The organism is Paraburkholderia sp. J76 (assembly GCF_905220295.1).
In the GTDB taxonomy this organism is placed as follows: domain Bacteria; phylum Pseudomonadota; class Gammaproteobacteria; order Burkholderiales; family Burkholderiaceae; genus Paraburkholderia.
Map to the genome: position 1 here is coordinate 193,713 of NZ_CAJMZJ010000003.1, position 16,333 is coordinate 210,045.

A 16,333-nucleotide genomic window follows, 5' to 3' on the forward strand; every position below is an offset into this window, starting at 1 on the left:
AAAAAGGACTCGCTTGAAACTTCCCTACGAATGGCAGATAGGCTGGCGCTACACCCGCGCCGGCAAACGCACGACCGGCAACGGGTTCATCTCGTTCATCGCGCTCATTTCGATGTCGGGCATCGCGCTCGGCGTCGCGGCGCTGATCGTCGTGCTCTCGGTGATGAACGGCTTCCAGCGCGACGTGCGCGACCGCATGCTTTCCGTGCTTGCGCACATCGAGATCTTTTCGCCCACGGGCACGATGCCCGACTGGCAGCTCACGGCGAAGGAAGCGAAGACCAATCCCGAGGTCATCGGCGCGGCGCCCTACGTGGACGCCCAGGCGCTCCTGACTCGCGGCGACAGCGTCAACGGCGTCGCGCTGCGCGGCATCGAGCCTTCCGAAGAGCCGCAGGTTTCCGACATCGGCAAGGAGATGAAGGCGGGCAGCCTGAACGACCTCACTCCCGGCAGCTTCGGCATCGTGCTCGGCGCGGACCTCGCCGTGAACCTGGGCGTGACGGTGGGCGACAAGGTCACGCTCGTCGCGCCCGAGGGTTCGGTCACGCCGGCCGGCATGCTGCCGCGGCTGAAACAGTTCACGGTGATGGGCGTGTTCGAGTCGGGCCACTACGAGTACGACAGCACACTCGCGCTCACCAACATCCGCGACGCCGAAGTGCTTTATCGCCTCGGCGCGCCGAGCGGCGTGCGCTTGCGCCTGAAGGACATGCAGCGCGCGCCGGCGGTGGCGCGCCAGCTCGTGCATACGCTTTCGGGCGACCTCTATATCCGCGACTGGACGCAGCAGAACAAGACCTGGTTCTCGGCCGTGCAGATCGAAAAGCGCATGATGTTCATCATCCTCACGCTCATCATCGCGGTCGCGGCGTTCAATCTCGTTTCGTCTCTCGTCATGACCGTCACCAACAAGCAGGCCGATATCGCGATCCTGCGCACGCTCGGCGCGCAGCCGGGCTCCATCATGAAGATCTTCGTCGTGCAGGGCGTGACGATCGGCTTCGTGGGTACCGGCATCGGCATTGCGCTAGGCTGCCTGATCGCGTGGAGCATTCCCTGGAGCGTGCCGGCGATCGAGCATCTGCTCGGCATCCAGTTCCTGCCGCCTTCGGTGTACTTCATCAGCGAGCTGCCTTCGGAACTTGTGCCCTCCGACGTGATGCGCATCGGCGCGATTGCGTTCGTGCTCTCCGCGCTCGCCACGCTCTACCCGAGCTGGCGCGCGGCCAAGGTTCGTCCCGCGGAGGCGCTGCGCTATGAATGACCGTCAATCGCTCGTCGCCGCGGCTGGCGACTACCCGTACGTGCTCGAAGCGCACGGCGTCTCGAAGGTGTTCGGTCAGGGCTCGCTTGCCGTGCAGGTGCTGCACGACACCGATCTGAAAGTGAAGCGTGGCGAGAAGCTCGCCGTGGTGGGCGCATCGGGCTCGGGCAAGAGCACGCTGCTGCACGTGCTCGGCGGCCTCGACGAGCCGGGCGCCGGCAAGGTCTCGGTGCTCGGCAAGCCGTTCACCGAGCTTTCCGAGCGCGAGCGCAACGAACTGCGCAATCGCGCGCTAGGTTTCGTGTACCAGTTTCACCATCTGCTGCCGGAGTTTTCTGCCCTCGACAACGTGGCGATGCCGCTGCGCATTCGCCGCGTGACGCAAGAAGACGCGCGCGCCGAGGCGATGCAGATTCTGGAGCGCGTGGGCCTCTCGCATCGCGCGCGCAACCGGCCGGGCGAGCTTTCGGGCGGCGAGCGTCAGCGCGTGGCGATTGCGCGCGCGCTCGTGACGAAGCCCGCATGCGTGCTCGCCGACGAACCCACGGGCAACCTGGACGGCGCGACGGCGGACACCGTCTTCAACCTGATGCTCGAACTCTCCGACCAGTTCGATACGAGCTTCGTGATCGTCACGCACGACCCCGATCTCGCGGCGCGCTGCGACCGCATCGTGCGCCTGCGCGACGGCATGCTGCACGAGGAACCGGTCGTGCCGGTCTGAGCTTCCCGCGAGCACACGCCATGTGGATCGACACGCACTGTCACCTCGACGCCGCCGAGTTCGATGCTGACCGCGATGCGGTCGCGACGGCGGCGCGCGCGGCGGGCGTGTCGCGCATCGTGATCCCGGCGGTGGCGCGCGAGAACTTCGCAGTGGTGCGCGCGCTTGCGCACCGAACCGAGGGCGCGGTCTACGCACTCGGCATCCATCCGCTCTTTACGCCACGCTCGCGCGACGAAGACCTCGAAGCGTTGCGCGGCGAGATCGAGGCGAGTCTCGACGATCCACGCTTCGTCGGCATCGGCGAGATCGGGCTCGATTACTTCGTGCCGGGCCTCGACGAGGCGCGTCAGCAGCACTTCTACGATGCCCAGTTGCGCCTTGCGCGCGAGTTCGATTTGCCGGCGATCTGCCATGTGCGCAAGTCGCAGGATCAGGTGCTCAAGGGGCTGCGCCGCAACGGTGTGAAACGCGGCATCGCGCATGCGTTCAACGGCAGCTTTCAGCAGGCGCGTGCGTTCATCGATCAGGGGATGCATCTGGGCTTTGGCGGCAACGTGACGTTCGAGCGCGCGCTGCAAATCCGCAGGCTCGCGGAGCAGTTGCCGCTCGAGGCCATCGTCATGGAAACCGATGCGCCCGATATCTCGCCGGCCTGGCTTTATCGCGAACGCAACACGCCCGGCCAGGTGCCGCGCATCGGCGCCGTGCTCGCGGGCTTGCGTGGCTTGAGTCCCGAGGAAGTCGCCCTTGGCACGACGGCTAACGCGGCGGCTGCGCTGCCGCGGCTCGCGCTTTCGTCTGCATAATCGTTAGCAGGGTGGCGTGCACGCCGTGCATTCTGCGCGGCGCGATCGACGCGGTTCGCGCCTTCGGCCCCCTCGTTGCGAGGAGGCAGGATGTGGGCGACAGGATGCGGTTTCGCGCTGGGCGTGATTGCCTTGCAGCGGCAGGCTGCATTACCGGGATGGGGCGGGTGGGCCGGGCTCGTACTCGCGACCTTGCTTGCGGCCGGGTGGGCGGCGTGGGCGCTCAACGCAGATGAATCTGCCCGTTTTTCCGGGCGGCGCTGGCGCACCGCGAGCGGTTGGGCGGCGCTGTGGCTCGCGGCCGGATGCGCGGGCTTCGGCTACGCGGCCTGGCGCGCCGAACTGCGGCTCGCACAGACGCTTCCTGCTGCCTGGCAGGCGCGCGATCTGAACATCGCCGGCTATATCTCCAGCTTGCCTTCTTACGGCGCAAACGGCGCGAGCTTCCTCTTTCGTGTTGAATCGTGGGAGACGCACAAGGCCGCCGCGCCGCTGCCGCGATTGATCCAGTTGTCCTGGGTGGCGCGCGAAATGCCGCTGCCGCCGCTCGTGCCTGGCGCGCGTTGGCGCCTGGCCGTCCGGCTAAAGCGCCCGCATGGCAATGGCAACTTCGGTCTGCGCGACACGGAGGCTGCGCTGCTTGCGCGCGGCGTGCGAGCAACGGGCTACGTGAGCGATCCGGCGCATGCCGTGCGTCTGGGCGTTGATGCTTCCGGCGTCGGTGTGCGCATCGAGCGGGCGCGCGCCGCGCTGCGTGCGCGCATCGACGCGGTGCTCGGCGATGCGCCGCATCGCGGCATTGTCATCGCGCTCGCGACCGGCGCGCAGGATGCGGTGAGCGATGCCGACTGGCGTCTCATGCGCAATACGGGCACGAGCCATCTGGTGGCGATTTCCGGGCTGCATCTCGCGTTCGTCGCGGGGCTAGCGGGGTGGGTCGCGGGGGCGCTGTGGCGGCGCGCCCGCTGGCGCGGAGTCGAGGCGCCGCTTATCGTGCCCGCGCAGAAGATTGCCGTGGCGGGCGCGTTGCTCGCGGCGGCCATCTATGCCGCGCTCGCGGGCTTCAATGTGCCCGTGCAACGCGCGCTCTGGATGCTGGCGGTCGTCGCGCTCGCGCTATTCACCGGGCGCGAGATCGCACGCTCGCACGTGCTGGCATGGGCGCTCGGGCTCGTGCTGTTGCGCGATCCGTGGGCCGTGACGGCCGCCGGCTTCTGGCTCTCGTTTTGCGCAGTCGGCGCGATTCTGTTCGCGGCGAGCGGCGTGCCGCGCCTGCGCCGGGAAGCGCCACAAGAGGCTTGCGCGGCTGACGCCGATCCGATGCGCGACCGAACTGAGCCTGTACCGACGCAAACGGTGCGCGACGGCTGGTTTCAACGTCTCGCGTCGACGACTCTGCCGCTCGGCGGCTGGCGCGCGCGCATTGCCGCGCGCCTGGGCGATAGCGCTCGCGTGCAATGGGCCGTGACGGTTGCGCTCGCGCCGCTCACGGCCTACTGGTTCGCGCAAATACCGCTGATCGGACCGTTCGCCAACGCGTTTGCGATTCCGTGGGTGAGCATGCTCGTCACGCCGCTGGTCATCGGGAGTGCAGCGCTGCCCGCGCCCATCGACGCGCTTGCGCTGCGCGCGGCGCACACCTGCCTCGACTGGCTTTGCGTGGCGCTGGGCGCCCTTCAAGGCTTGCCGTGGGCGGTTTTGCGACTGCCGCAACCCGGCGCGTGGCCGCTTGCCTGCGCGGCGGTGGGCGTCGCGTGGTGTCTCGCGCCGCGCGGCTGGCCGCTGCGCTGGCTCGCGCCGTTCACGTGGCTGCCGTTACTCGTGCCCGCGCCCTCGGGGCCGCCGCCGGGCGCGTTCCGGCTTACGGCGCTCGACATCGGGCAGGGCACGTCGGTGCTCGTCGAAACGACCGGGCACCGTCTGCTTTTCGACGCCGGCCCGGGCCCCGAATCGACGCAGGCGGGCGAACGCATCGTCGTGCCGTATCTGCAGGCGCACGGCATCGGGCGCCTCGACGCCGTGATGATCAGCCACGACGATTCCGATCATTCGGGCGGCGCTCAAGCCGTGCTCGATGCCGTTGACGTAGGGACATTCGTGGCCGGCATTCTGCCCGCGCATCCGCTGTGGGCGAGCGCGCGGGCAACGGGCGCGCAGACCGTGCAGTGCGCCGCCGGACAGCGCTGGCGGTGGGACGGCGTCGACTTCGAGGTGCTATGGCCCGACCCCGGGCCGCTCGCCGGCAAACCCAACGCGCATTGCTGCGTCCTTCGGGTGACGACTTCGGCAAGCGCGGCAAGCGGTGCGCGAGCGGGTCCGGTTTCCGCGCTGATCGCCGCCGACATCGAAGCGGGCGTCGAGCGTACGCTGATCGCGCGCGATCCCGGGCGGCTGCGCGCGCAGGTGCTGGTCGTGCCGCACCACGGCAGCCGGACCTCGTCGACTGAACCGTTCCTCGATTCTGTCTGGCCGCTCGTCGCATTATTTCAGGTAGGCTATCTCAACCGCTTTCATCACCCGAATCCGGGCGTCTACGCGCGCTATGCGGCCCGTCATATCGTGCTCGCGCGCAGCGACGCAGACGGCGCCGTTCGCGTCGAGGCGCGACCCGGCGCGCTCGCCGTCGAGCGCTTTCGCGATACGCAGCGGCGCTACTGGATGGACGCGCCCACGCCGGACTGAAAGCGCGGGGCAGATAGAAACGCGAACGAAAACGATCAACAAAATAGAGAGACAAGCCGCCTTTGAAAAACGTCATCCATTTCTCGCACGCAAACGGCTTTCCCGCTTCGACGTATCGCACGTTCTTCGCCGAACTGGGCGACAACTACGAACTGCGCTACATCGAGCGCATCGGCCATGACGCCCGCTTTCCGGTTACGCGCGACTGGCCGCACCTCGTCGAACAACTGCTCGACGACATTGGCCGCACCTACGAGGAGCCCGTATGGCTCGTCGGCCATTCGCTCGGCGGCTATCTCTCGCTGATGGCGGCGCTGAAGAAGCCGCAGTGGGTCAAGGGCGTCGTGATGCTCGATTCGCCGGTGATCGCGGGCTGGCGCAGCAGCATGCTGCGGATCTCGCAGTGGACGGGCCTCGACGAGCGCATCTCGCCTGCCGCCGCCACGCGCACGCGCCGCACGAACTGGGCGAGCCGCGACGAAGCCTGGCGGCATTTCCATTCGAAAACCGCATTCGCGCGCTGGGACGAGCGCGTGCTGTCCGACTATGTCGACTTCGGCATTCCTCAGACCTCGGTCGACGGCGCACGCACGCTCGCCTTCGACCGTCACACCGAATACATGATCTACCGCACGTTGCCGCATACGCTCGGCGCGCGACTCGTGCATGGCTCACCCGTGCCCGTGAGTTTTCTGGCGGGCACGCAGTCGCGCGAAGTGCGCCAGGTCGGACTCGCGGCGACACGACGCATCGCGGGTGAGCGTTTCGAGTGGATCGAAGGCAGTCATCTGTACCCGATGGAGCGTCCGATCGAGACCGCGCGCGCGGTGCAGCGCATGCTCTACGCCATGGAAAACGGAGCCTGAGCGGCGGCTTTCCGGCGCGGTTGCCTGCAGGGCCGCGCAGAGCGCGGGGCAACGCGTTGCGCGTCGTTTCGGCTCGCTCAAAATTCAGGGTTAGCCCTTGGTTTCAGGTATAATCCGTTTTTCCCGCGAGCATCCAGCGATGACCAAATATGTTTTCGTCACCGGCGGCGTAGTTTCCTCCCTTGGCAAGGGTATTGCCGCCGCCTCCCTCGCCGCGATCCTCGAATCGCGCGGTCTCAAAGTCACCCTCCTCAAGCTCGATCCCTACATCAACGTCGACCCCGGCACGATGAGCCCGTTTCAGCACGGCGAAGTGTTCGTGACGGAAGACGGAGCGGAAACCGACCTCGACCTCGGCCACTATGAGCGCTTCATCTCCACGAAGATGCGCAAGGCCAACAACTTCACCACGGGCCAGATTTACGAATCGGTGATCCGCAAGGAACGCCGCGGCGACTATCTGGGCAAGACCGTGCAGGTCATTCCGCACATCACGAACGAAATCCAGGCATTCATCGAACGCGGCGCCGCATCGGCCACGTGCGGCGAGCCGGACGTGGCGATCGTCGAAGTGGGCGGCACGGTGGGCGACATCGAGTCGCTGCCGTTCCTCGAAGCCGCGCGTCAGATGAGCCTGCGCCTTGGCCGCAACAGCGCGTGCTTCGTGCACCTCACGCTCGTGCCGTTCATCGCCACGGCGGGTGAACTCAAGACCAAACCCACGCAGCACAGCGTGCAGAAGCTGCGCGAAATCGGCATCTATCCGAACGTGCTGCTGTGCCGCGCCGACCGTCGCATTCCCGACGACGAGCGCGCCAAGATTTCGATGTTCTCGAACGTGCCCGAAGACGCCGTGATCTCGGTGTGGGACGCCGACAGCATCTACAAGATTCCGCAGATGCTGCACGACCAGGGTCTCGACTCGATCGTCTGCGACGAACTCAAGCTCTCCGCCAGGCCCGCCGATCTGTCGATGTGGGCGGAAATGGTCGAAAAGCTCGAGAATCCGCAGCACGAAGTCACGATCGGCATGGTCGGCAAGTACGTCGATCTGACCGAGTCGTACAAGTCGCTCATCGAAGCGCTGCGCCATGCGTCGATCAAGACCTCGACGAAGGTGAACATCGAGTACATCGACTCCGAGCAGATCGACGAAGAGGGTGTCGAGAGCCTCAAGCATCTCGACGCGATTCTCGTGCCGGGCGGTTTCGGCCGTCGCGGCACCGAAGGCAAGATCAAGGCCATCCAGTACGCTCGCGAAGCGAAGGTGCCGTACCTCGGCATCTGCCTCGGCATGCAGCTCGCCGTGATCGAATTCGCACGCGACGTGGTGGGTCTGAAGCACGCGAACAGCACCGAATTCGATCCGGACACGCCCGACCGCGTCGTCGCGCTCATCACCGAATGGGCCGACCGCGAAGGCAAGGTCGAAAAGCGCACGGAAGACTCGGACCTCGGCGGCACGATGCGGCTCGGTTCGCAGCGTTGCCCGATCAAGCCCGGCACGCTCGCGTCGGAAATCTACGGCAAGGACGTGAACGAGCGTCACCGTCACCGTTATGAAGTCAATAACGGCTACGTGCCCAAGCTCGAAGCCGGCGGCCTTATCATCAGCGCCCGTACGCCGACCGAAGATCTGCCGGAAATGATGGAACTGCCGCGCGACATGCACCCGTGGTTCGTCGGCGTCCAGTTCCACCCGGAATTCACGTCCACGCCGCGTGACGGCCATCCGCTTTTCAAGGCTTTCGTCGAAGCGGCAGTCGTGCACCACGAGGCGCACGCCGAGGAGAAAGCATGAACCTGTGCGGTTTCGAGGTCGGTCTCGACAAGCCGTTCTTCCTGATCGCGGGCACCTGTGTCGTCGAATCTGAACAGATGACGATCGACACGGCGGGCCGCCTGAAGGAAATCACGTCGAAGCTCGGCATTCCGTTCATCTACAAGTCGTCCTACGACAAGGCCAATCGTTCGAGCGGCAAGTCGTTTCGCGGCCTCGGGATGGACGAAGGCCTGCGCATCCTTTCCGAAGTGAAGCGCCAGCTCGGTCTGCCCGTGCTGACCGACGTGCACTCGGAAGAAGAAATCGGGCCCGTGGCTTCGGTCGTGGACGTGCTGCAAACGCCCGCGTTCCTGTGCCGCCAGACCGACTTCATCCACGCGTGCGCGCGCTCGGGCAAGCCGGTCAACATCAAGAAAGGCCAGTTCCTCGCGCCGCACGACATGAAGAACGTGATCGACAAGGCACGCGAAGCCGCGCGTGAGGCGGGTCTGTCCGAAGACCGCTTTTTCGCCTGCGAGCGCGGTGTTTCGTTCGGTTACAACAACCTCGTCTCGGACATGCGCTCGCTCGCTATCATGCGCGAGACGGGCGCGCCGGTCGTGATGGACGTGACCCACTCGGTGCAGTTGCCGGGCGGTCAGGGCACGAGTTCGGGCGGCCAGCGCGAATTCGTGCCGGTGCTCGCGCGCGCGGCCGTGGCCACGGGCGTGGCGGGTCTCTTCATGGAGACGCACCCGAATCCCGCCGAGGCGAAGTCCGACGGCCCCAACGCCGTGCCGCTGAACCGCATGGCGGATCTGCTCGAAACGCTCGTGACGCTCGACCAGGCGGTCAAGCGCACGCCGTTCCTCGAGAACGACTTCAGTTAAGCAGGAAAGTAGGTAGTACGGCGCGCCGCTTCGATTGCATGAGCGGCGCGATGGAGGAGCAGCGCGGCGCAGGACCGCGCGGATAGCAGTGTCATGTAACGACATCATGCTGTGCGCAACGGAGCCAACGCACCGCGTTCGAAGTACAAGGCAGCGTGGCAGCGTATCGGTCACTGGAACGTGACCGTCGCGCTGCGGCAAGTTGAACCCGGCGAGCACGCAGCCTGTCCCATGTGACGGTGTGCCCCGAGCGAGCATAGAAACTGTGCCTCGCGGGCCGATGCAGCAGACGGCGCAGCTCGCGCAAGAATTACTGTCATTTCCTGAGGAAACCATGAGTGCAATCGTAGATATCATCGGTCGCGAGATCCTGGATTCGCGCGGCAATCCCACCGTCGAATGCGACGTGCTGCTCGAATCGGGCACGATGGGCCGCGCGGCGGTGCCGTCGGGCGCGTCGACCGGTTCGCGCGAAGCGATCGAACTGCGCGACGGCGAAGCCGGCCGCTACAACGGCAAGGGTGTGCTCAAGGCCGTCGAGCACATCAACACCGAAATCTCCGAGGCGATCATGGGCCTCGACGCGTCGGAACAAGCCTTCCTCGACAAGACCCTGCTCGAACTCGACGGCACCGACAACAAGTCGCGCCTTGGCGCGAACGCGATGCTGGCCGTTTCGATGGCCGTCGCGAAGGCCGCCGCTGAAGAAGCCGGCCTGCCGCTGTACCGCTACTTCGGCGGCTCGGGCGCGATGCAACTGCCGGTGCCGATGATGAACATCGTCAACGGCGGCGCGCACGCGAACAACAGCCTCGACATTCAAGAATTCATGATCGTGCCGGTGAGCCAGCCGACCTTCCGCGAAGCGCTGCGTTGCGGCGCGGAAGTGTTCCACGCGCTCAAGAAGATTCTCTCGGATCGCGGCATGAGCACGGCAGTCGGCGACGAAGGCGGTTTTGCGCCGAACTTCGGCAGCAACGACGAGTGCCTTTCGACCATTCTGCAAGCCATCGAAAAGGCTGGCTACCGCGCCGGTGAAGACGTGCTGCTCGCGCTCGACTGCGCAGCGAGCGAGTTCTACCACGACGGCAAGTACCAGCTCGCGGGCGAAGGCCTGCAACTGTCGTCGACGGAGTTCGCGGACTATCTGGCGAACCTCGCCGACAAGTTCCCGATCGTGTCGATCGAAGACGGCATGCACGAAAGCGACTGGGCAGGCTGGAAGACGCTGACCGACAAGCTCGGCAAGAAGGTCCAGCTCGTCGGCGACGACCTGTTCGTCACCAACACGCGCATCCTGAAGGAAGGCATCGAGAAGGGTATCGCCAACTCGATCCTCATCAAGATCAACCAGATCGGCACGCTGACGGAAACCTTCGCGGCGATCGAAATGGCCAAGCGCGCGGGCTACACGGCCGTGATCTCGCACCGCTCGGGCGAAACCGAAGACTCGACGATCGCCGATATTGCCGTGGGTTTGAACGCGGGTCAGATCAAGACCGGCTCGCTCTCGCGCAGCGACCGTATTTCGAAGTACAACCAGTTGCTGCGCATCGAGGAAGATCTCGGTGATATCGCCAGCTATCCGGGCAAGTCGGCGTTCTATAACCTGCGTTAAGCGGAACCAGCGCCGGCAGCGGCCTTGCTGTCACCTTTCGTCCTCTCTCCGCCGCCCTGCGTATAGCGCAGGGCGGCGTGTATTTATCCGGCACCTTTCATGCGGCTTGTCACTGCAGTTCTGATCATCCTGCTCGTGTTGATCCAGTATCCGCTCTGGTGGGGCCATGGTGGCTGGCTGCGCGTGCATGAGCTGCAGCAGCAGCTCGCGCAGCAGCAGAAGCAGAACGACGACGAGAAACTGCGCAACGAACGCATTGCGGGCGAAGTGCAGGATCTGCAGAACGGCACGGCGGCCGTCGAGGAGCGTGCGCGCTACGAGATGGGCATGGTGAAGGACAGCGAGGTGTTCGTGCAGTTCGTCTCGCCGAACCAGACGCCGCCGGCCACGCCGAGCGGTTCGTCGAATACCTCCACGCGCGGCCAGATGTCGGCGGCGCCGGTGAGGGTGGTGCCGAACCCCGTTTCGCGCGTGCCCGAGAAGAAGCACGGGCACGGGAAGGAAGCGAAGAAGGCGGGTTAAGCGCGCCGCTCGAGTAAAGCAGTGCGCGGCCAAACAAAAGGCGCGACATCGAGCCGCGCCTTTTTTCGTTGTGCGCGTTTGCGCCGGTAAGCCGCGCGATTACCAGCCCCAACCGGGATACCCGTAGCCGATACCCGTACCCCACCCGCGCCCCCAGCCGCCGCTGTAATAGCTGCCGTAGACGGTAACGGGCGGCGCATAGGCGCGCGACCAGGCTTGTGCGGCCGCTTCGGCGGCCATGGCGTTGTCTTGCTCGGCGAGCACCTGATGGTCGATCGCGTCGTAGCGCGCCTGTTCGTCGGGCGTGAGCACCGGCGCGGCGGCGGGAAGGCCCGACTGCGTCGCGGGCAGCCGGCTGTAGATCGGCGACGGCCCCGGCGGGTCCAGCGTGCAGCCGCTTGTCATCCCGATAGCCGCGCCGAGCGCCGCGAGTACGAGTAGCCCGCTCGCGCGCGGCATGCGGTCGCGCAACCGAAGTCCGAAGCGTTTGTTCTTGATCATGCTTCTCTCCATCTGTCGGACGCCTAACTAATTTTGAGATGGCGGCAGGTCCGCATTTCGATCCGGTTCCCGCGCCTGACTATTCGCCGTTGTAGAAAGCGGCGCAACACGCGTCGCGCCGCATAGACGTTATCGCCTCAGTTTGCCTTAATGGCGTCGCTCAGCGGCGGGGCTCACGCTTTCTGAGAGCCCCGTCACGGCAAAAAGTTGCGCGACGTCCACCGGGTCGAACTCGTAGCGTTGATTGCAGTAGTCGCAATGAATTTCGACATGCCCGCGTTCCTCGATCACGCCGTCGACTTCCTCGCGGCCCAGCATCTTGAGCATCGCGCCCACTTTCTCGCGCGAGCACGAGCACTGGAAGCGGGGCGCCAGCGGTTCGAAGTGACGCACGTTCTCTTGCCAGAAAAGGCGGCGGAACAAGGTTTCGCCGTCCTCCTTGAGCATTTCGTCGTGCGTGAGCGTGCCGCCGAGCGTGCAGACGCGCTCCCACGTATCGAGGTCGTGCTCGCCCTGATGCGGCACGATGCCGCCGTCGCCCGGCAGCTTCTGCAGCAGCATGCCGACCGCGCGGTCGTCGTTCGCGGCGAGCCAAAGGCGCGAGTCGAGCTGTTCCGAGTGATGCATGTAATGTTCGAGCACGGCCGCGATCGACTTGAGCGGACCGTCTTCGCCGTTCAGCGGCACGATGCCCTGGTAGGGCTGCTGACCCGGCTGCTTTTTGGCGGGATCGAGCGTGATCACGCAGCGGCCCTGGCCGTCCGGATTCACGAGGTCGGCGAACGTAAGTTCTTCGCCAAGCGGCAGGGCGTTTTCGCCCGTGAAGTCTTCGCCCAGGCGCGCGGTGGCGCGCATCGTCAGATCCGAGCCGCACTGCACGACCAGCATCTTCACAGGGCCGTCGCCGAAGATCTGCATGATCAGCGTGCCGTCGAACTTGAGATTCGCCGAGAGCAACGCGCACGCCGCCATCATCTCGCCGAGCACGGTGCGCACCGGCGTCGGGTACTGGCGGCGCTTGAGCACTTCCTGCCACGTGTTGCCCAGCGAGACGATCTCGCCGCGCACCGGGGCGGCGCTGAACATGAATTTTTGCAACTGGTCGTTCACAATCTTTTCCTTCGTTTGAATCGGGGCGGCGCGGCCCGTGCTTGCGACTCCCACCCGTGGCTCTCAGCCGATGCGGACGAGCTGCGCCTTGAAATATTCGCGGCGCTGCGCGTAGACATCCGCGTTGCGCTTGAGGCCCGCGATATCGGCCTCCGTGAGTTCGCGCACGACTTTGGCGGGCGCGCCGAGAATGAGCGAGTTATCGGGGAACACCTTGCCTTCCGTGACCACCGCACCCGCGCCAACCAGACAGTTGCGGCCGATCACCGCGCCATTCAAGACCACGGCCTGAATGCCGATCAGCGCGCCTTCCTTCACGGTGCAGCCGTGCAGCATGGCCTGGTGGCCGACCGTCACATTCGCTTCGAGCGTGAGCGGGTAGCCCGGGTCCGTGTGGAGCACCGCGCCTTCCTGAACGTTGCTGCGCGCGCCGACGGTGATCGGCTCGTTGTCGCCGCGCAGCGTCGCGCCGAACCAGACGCTCGAATCTTCGGCCAGTTCGACCTTGCCGATGACGGTCGCGTTGTCCGCGACGAACACGCTTTCGTGAATGGTCGGTGCGGCTTCGCCAAGCTTGTAGATGGCCACGGTGGGGGGTCTCCTGATATTGGGGGATGCTGCCGGTCTGCTGGCGCCGCGCAATGGGTGTGAGCGACACGAGGCAGGTGAATCGCGTATTGTAAACGGTTGCGTGCACGGTTCGCTCGGGGCAGGTTTGGGCGGCTTCGCGCAAAGGCTTTGGGTTCCCCGCTTTTCAGTCCCTGTTTCTTCTGCCGATGAATTCCGTTTTCTCCGCCTCCTCCTGGCGCGTCGCCGCGCTCGATGCGCTGCGCGAGTGCGACCCGTTCGCGAAGGCCGACGCGGTGCGCGCGCTGCACGCGCAAAGTCAGGCTCAGGCCGCGGAGCCCCGCTGGGAGCCGCAACTCGCCATTCCCGCGCCGTCGGGCTTGCCGGGCCGCCCCGCCGAGCCGCCGCTCGTCGAGCCGCGCGAACTGCAGCGCCGCAGCATGAGCACGCCGCAGGGCCGCGTGGTGTTGCTGCACGCGCTGGCCCACATCGAATTCAATGCGATCAATCTTGCGCTCGACGCGGTGTGGCGCTTCCCTGCCATGCCCGACGCTTTCTACGCCGACTGGCTCAAGGTCGCGGCAGAGGAGGCGTATCACTTCTCGCTGCTGCGCGCGCGGCTCGCCGATTATGGTCACGCGTACGGCGACTTTCCCGCGCACAACGGCCTGTGGGAAATGTGCGAGCGCACGAGTGCCGACGTGCTCGCGCGCATGGCGCTCGTGCCGCGCGTGCTGGAGGCGCGCGGCCTCGACGCCTCGCCGCCCATTCGCGCGCGCCTGAAGCAGGCCGGCGACGACGAATCGGCCGCGATCCTCGACATCATCCTGCGCGACGAAGTGGGGCACGTGCGCATCGGCAACCATTGGTTCCGCTACCTGTGCGAATCGCGCGGTCTCGACCCGCACGCGGCGTGGCTCGCGCTCGCGCAGCAGTACCACGCGCCGCGCATGCGCGGGCCGTTCAACTTCGAAGCGCGCCGCTCCGCGGGCTTCGACGAAGCCGAACTGGACGCACTCGCGGCCCAGGATGCCGCGGAACAGGCCGCTACGAGAAAGTCAACCTAGCGTCAATTCGACGAATGATCTTTCGCAATCGCCGGGCGCCTATATAATCGAACGATCATTCTTTTTTGCGGCAGCGCAAATGAACCAATCCCGTTCCGAATACGTCGACGTCAATGGAATCCGGCTGCATGTGCGCCGCTGGGGCGCGGAGGGCGCGCGTGTGCTCTTCATGTTGCATGGCTGGATGGACGTGGCAGCGTCGTTTCAGTTCGTCGTCGATGCGCTCGATGCGCGCGGCGGCCCAGGTGCCGATTGGCAGGTAATCGCGCCCGACCTGCGCGGCTTCGGCCTCTCCGACTGGCCAGTCGCGCAGGGGCAGGGCAGCAACTACTGGTTCCCCGACTATCTCGCCGATCTCGACGCCCTGCTCGCGCACTACGCGCCCGAGGGCCAGGTGGATCTCGTCGGGCACAGCCTCGGCGCGAACATCGTGTGCCTCTATGCGGGCGTGCGGCCCGAGCGCGTGCGGCGCGTGGTCGACCTCGAAGGCTTCGGGCTGCCGGCACCGGCGCCCCGACAGGCGCCGGGTCGCATGCGCGAATGGCTCGACGAAATCCGCACGCCGCCGCAACTGCGCACGTACGCGTCGCTCGACGAGGTGGCCGCGCGGCTCGTGAAGACGAATCCGCGTCTGATTGCGCCGCGCGCCCGCTTTCTCGCGCAACACTGGTCGAAGCCGGACGGCGAGGGCGGCTACGTGCTGCTCGGCGATCCGGCGCACAAGATGCGCGGCCCGCTGCTTTACCAACTGGACGAGGTGATGGCGATCTGGTCGCAGGTGAGCGCGCCGGTGCTGCACGTCGAAGCGGCCGGCTCCGAAACGCTCGCGCGGCTCGCGGGCGCCGTGCCCATCGACGAATTCAAGAAGCGCTTCGAGGCGTTCCCGGACTGGCGCGAACGGATCGTCGAAGGGGCGGGGCACATGGTGCATCACGACCAGCCCGAAGAGGTCGCGCGCCTGATCGAGGCGTTTTGCGCCTGAGCGCCGCGCGGCGCACATTGAGCGCTTGTTGGCGGGGCGCGCACGCTTCGGGTGCCCCCGACGACTTCACTGCGTTGCAGTAAAATGAGCGTTCATCTTTCCCGTGCCTCCAATGAACGCCGATCTTCACTGTCACTCCACGGTTTCCGATGGCCAACTGGCCCCCGCTGCGGTCGCGCAGTTGGCGAAAGCGGGTGGCGTGAACCTGTGGGCGCTCACCGATCATGACGTGCTCGGCGGCCAGCGCGAGGCGCGCGAGGCGGCCGAAGCGCTGGGCATGCGCTATTTGAGCGGCGTGGAGATTTCGGTGACCTGGGCCTCGCGCACGGTGCATATCGTTGGCTTGCACGTGGATACGGAGTGCGCCGCGCTCGTCGAGGGGCTCGCGCGCACGCGCGACGGCCGCGCGGCCCGCGCCGAGGCGATCGGCGAGCGGCTTGGCGAACTTGGCATTCCCGATGCGTACGAAGGCGCGCTCCAGTATGTCTCGAATCCCGATCTGATCTCGCGTACCCACTTCGCGCGCTTTCTCGTGGAAAGCGGCCGCGCCCAGAACACCCAGGACGCGTTTTCGCGCTGGCTCGGCGACGGCAAGCCCGGTTATGTCGCGCACCGCTGGGCGAAGCTCGCCGACGCCATCTCGTGGATCAAGGCCGCCGGCGGCGAGGCGATCATCGCGCATCCGGGCCGCTACGCTTACACCCAGCTCGAATTCGACACGCTCTTCGGCGAATTCATCGATATGGGCGGCAAGGCCATCGAAGTCGTCACGGGCAGCCATACTCCCGACCAGTACGCCGAATACGCGGCCGTCGCGCGACGCTTTGGTTTCGAGGCGTCGCGCGGTTCGGACTTCCATGCGCCGGGCCCGGACGTAATCGAGCCTGGCACGCTGCCGCCGTTGCCTTCCGATCTCAAGCCTGTCTGGGAGCGATGGCTGTAGGCTGCGCCCGGCGCGCGACCCGC

General features: G+C 66.1%; 15 protein-coding genes. 12 read left to right on the top strand and 3 right to left on the bottom strand.

The window, feature by feature from the left end:
- The first annotated feature begins 13 nt into the window (after nucleotides 1-13).
- From U5768_RS07445 to ftsB, 9 genes are all read left to right on the top strand, one after another.
- Nucleotides 14-1,267 carry a lipoprotein-releasing ABC transporter permease subunit gene (locus tag U5768_RS07445; RefSeq protein ID WP_322029749.1) on the top strand — a complete coding sequence of 418 codons (1,254 nt, stop codon included), beginning with the start codon at nucleotides 14-16 and terminating at the stop codon, nucleotides 1,265-1,267.
- Nucleotides 1,260-1,991 (top strand): lipoprotein-releasing ABC transporter ATP-binding protein LolD, encoded by a 732-nt coding sequence (gene lolD / locus U5768_RS07450; protein ID WP_322029750.1) that lies wholly within the window; start codon nucleotides 1,260-1,262, stop codon nucleotides 1,989-1,991. Before U5768_RS07445 ends, lolD begins: the two co-directional genes overlap by 8 nt.
- A 20-nt stretch (nucleotides 1,992-2,011) precedes the next feature.
- Entirely contained in the window at nucleotides 2,012-2,800 is a 789-nt protein-coding gene (locus tag U5768_RS07455; RefSeq protein WP_322029751.1) for a TatD family hydrolase, read from the top strand.
- A gap of 90 nt (nucleotides 2,801-2,890) precedes the next feature.
- Nucleotides 2,891-5,482, top strand: coding sequence for a ComEC/Rec2 family competence protein (locus tag U5768_RS07460; RefSeq protein WP_322029752.1), 2,592 nt, complete (start codon nucleotides 2,891-2,893; stop codon nucleotides 5,480-5,482).
- 62 nt (nucleotides 5,483-5,544) lie between these two features.
- On the top strand, nucleotides 5,545-6,348 hold the full coding sequence (locus tag U5768_RS07465; RefSeq protein ID WP_322029753.1) for an alpha/beta hydrolase: 804 nt from the start codon (nucleotides 5,545-5,547) through the stop codon (nucleotides 6,346-6,348).
- 139 nt (nucleotides 6,349-6,487) lie between these two features.
- Nucleotides 6,488-8,149, top strand: a complete 1,662-nt coding sequence (locus U5768_RS07470) for a CTP synthase (RefSeq protein WP_322029754.1) — start codon at nucleotides 6,488-6,490, stop codon at nucleotides 8,147-8,149.
- Entirely contained in the window at nucleotides 8,146-9,000 is an 855-nt protein-coding gene (gene kdsA, locus U5768_RS07475; protein WP_201697241.1) for a 3-deoxy-8-phosphooctulonate synthase, read from the top strand. The genes U5768_RS07470 and kdsA overlap by 4 nt, the downstream gene beginning before the upstream one ends.
- Before the next feature lie 334 nt (nucleotides 9,001-9,334).
- A complete protein-coding gene (eno, locus tag U5768_RS07480) occupies nucleotides 9,335-10,618 on the top strand; it encodes a phosphopyruvate hydratase (protein WP_064268981.1) in 1,284 nt (427 codons plus the stop codon).
- A gap of 99 nt (nucleotides 10,619-10,717) precedes the next feature.
- A complete protein-coding gene (gene ftsB / locus U5768_RS07485; RefSeq protein WP_322029755.1) occupies nucleotides 10,718-11,140 on the top strand; it encodes a cell division protein FtsB in 423 nt (140 codons plus the stop codon).
- Between the two features lie 99 nt (nucleotides 11,141-11,239).
- On the opposite strand, the gene U5768_RS07490 is transcribed toward ftsB, so the two are convergent.
- The 3 genes from U5768_RS07490 to U5768_RS07500 all read right to left on the bottom strand — a co-directional run bounded on the left by U5768_RS07490 (nucleotide 11,240) and on the right by U5768_RS07500 (nucleotide 13,339).
- On the bottom strand, nucleotides 11,240-11,599 hold the full coding sequence (locus U5768_RS07490) for a hypothetical protein (protein WP_322030055.1): 360 nt from the start codon (nucleotides 11,597-11,599) through the stop codon (nucleotides 11,240-11,242).
- A gap of 189 nt (nucleotides 11,600-11,788) precedes the next feature.
- On the bottom strand, nucleotides 11,789-12,751 hold the full coding sequence (gene hslO / locus U5768_RS07495; RefSeq protein WP_322029756.1) for an Hsp33 family molecular chaperone HslO: 963 nt from the start codon (nucleotides 12,749-12,751) through the stop codon (nucleotides 11,789-11,791).
- Nucleotides 12,752-12,814: 63 nt separating this feature from the next.
- A complete protein-coding gene (locus U5768_RS07500) occupies nucleotides 12,815-13,339 on the bottom strand; it encodes a gamma carbonic anhydrase family protein (RefSeq protein WP_322029757.1) in 525 nt (174 codons plus the stop codon).
- Between the two features lie 188 nt (nucleotides 13,340-13,527).
- Between U5768_RS07500 and U5768_RS07505 the strand changes: the two genes are divergently transcribed.
- The 3 genes from U5768_RS07505 (at nucleotide 13,528) to U5768_RS07515 (ending at nucleotide 16,310) form a co-directional block, all read left to right on the top strand.
- Nucleotides 13,528-14,385 carry a ferritin-like domain-containing protein gene (locus U5768_RS07505; protein ID WP_322029758.1) on the top strand — a complete coding sequence of 286 codons (858 nt, stop codon included), beginning with the start codon at nucleotides 13,528-13,530 and terminating at the stop codon, nucleotides 14,383-14,385.
- 79 nt (nucleotides 14,386-14,464) lie between these two features.
- Entirely contained in the window at nucleotides 14,465-15,367 is a 903-nt protein-coding gene (locus U5768_RS07510; RefSeq protein ID WP_322029759.1) for an alpha/beta hydrolase, read from the top strand.
- A gap of 112 nt (nucleotides 15,368-15,479) precedes the next feature.
- Nucleotides 15,480-16,310: a 3',5'-nucleoside bisphosphate phosphatase gene (locus tag U5768_RS07515; protein ID WP_322029760.1), complete on the top strand. Its 831-nt coding sequence runs from the start codon at nucleotides 15,480-15,482 to the stop codon at nucleotides 16,308-16,310.
- The last annotated feature ends 23 nt before the right edge of the window (nucleotides 16,311-16,333 follow it).

What these genes read in the sequence shown, in the direction of transcription:
- lolD (WP_322029750.1), top strand. Translation starts at nt 1,260, where the DNA reads ATGAATGACCGTCAATCGCTCGTCGCCGCGGCTGGCGACTACCCGTAC.
- U5768_RS07455 (WP_322029751.1), top strand. Translation starts at nt 2,012, where the DNA reads ATGTGGATCGACACGCACTGTCACCTCGACGCCGCCGAGTTCGATGCT.
- U5768_RS07460 (WP_322029752.1), top strand. Translation starts at nt 2,891, where the DNA reads ATGTGGGCGACAGGATGCGGTTTCGCGCTGGGCGTGATTGCCTTGCAG.
- U5768_RS07470 (WP_322029754.1), top strand. Translation starts at nt 6,488, where the DNA reads ATGACCAAATATGTTTTCGTCACCGGCGGCGTAGTTTCCTCCCTTGGC.
- kdsA (WP_201697241.1), top strand. Translation starts at nt 8,146, where the DNA reads ATGAACCTGTGCGGTTTCGAGGTCGGTCTCGACAAGCCGTTCTTCCTG.
- eno (WP_064268981.1), top strand. Translation starts at nt 9,335, where the DNA reads ATGAGTGCAATCGTAGATATCATCGGTCGCGAGATCCTGGATTCGCGC.
- ftsB (WP_322029755.1), top strand. Translation starts at nt 10,718, where the DNA reads ATGCGGCTTGTCACTGCAGTTCTGATCATCCTGCTCGTGTTGATCCAG.
- U5768_RS07490 (WP_322030055.1), bottom strand. Translation starts at nt 11,599, where the DNA reads ATGCCGCGCGCGAGCGGGCTACTCGTACTCGCGGCGCTCGGCGCGGCT.
- U5768_RS07505 (WP_322029758.1), top strand. Translation starts at nt 13,528, where the DNA reads ATGAATTCCGTTTTCTCCGCCTCCTCCTGGCGCGTCGCCGCGCTCGAT.
- U5768_RS07510 (WP_322029759.1), top strand. Translation starts at nt 14,465, where the DNA reads ATGAACCAATCCCGTTCCGAATACGTCGACGTCAATGGAATCCGGCTG.
- U5768_RS07515 (WP_322029760.1), top strand. Translation starts at nt 15,480, where the DNA reads ATGAACGCCGATCTTCACTGTCACTCCACGGTTTCCGATGGCCAACTG.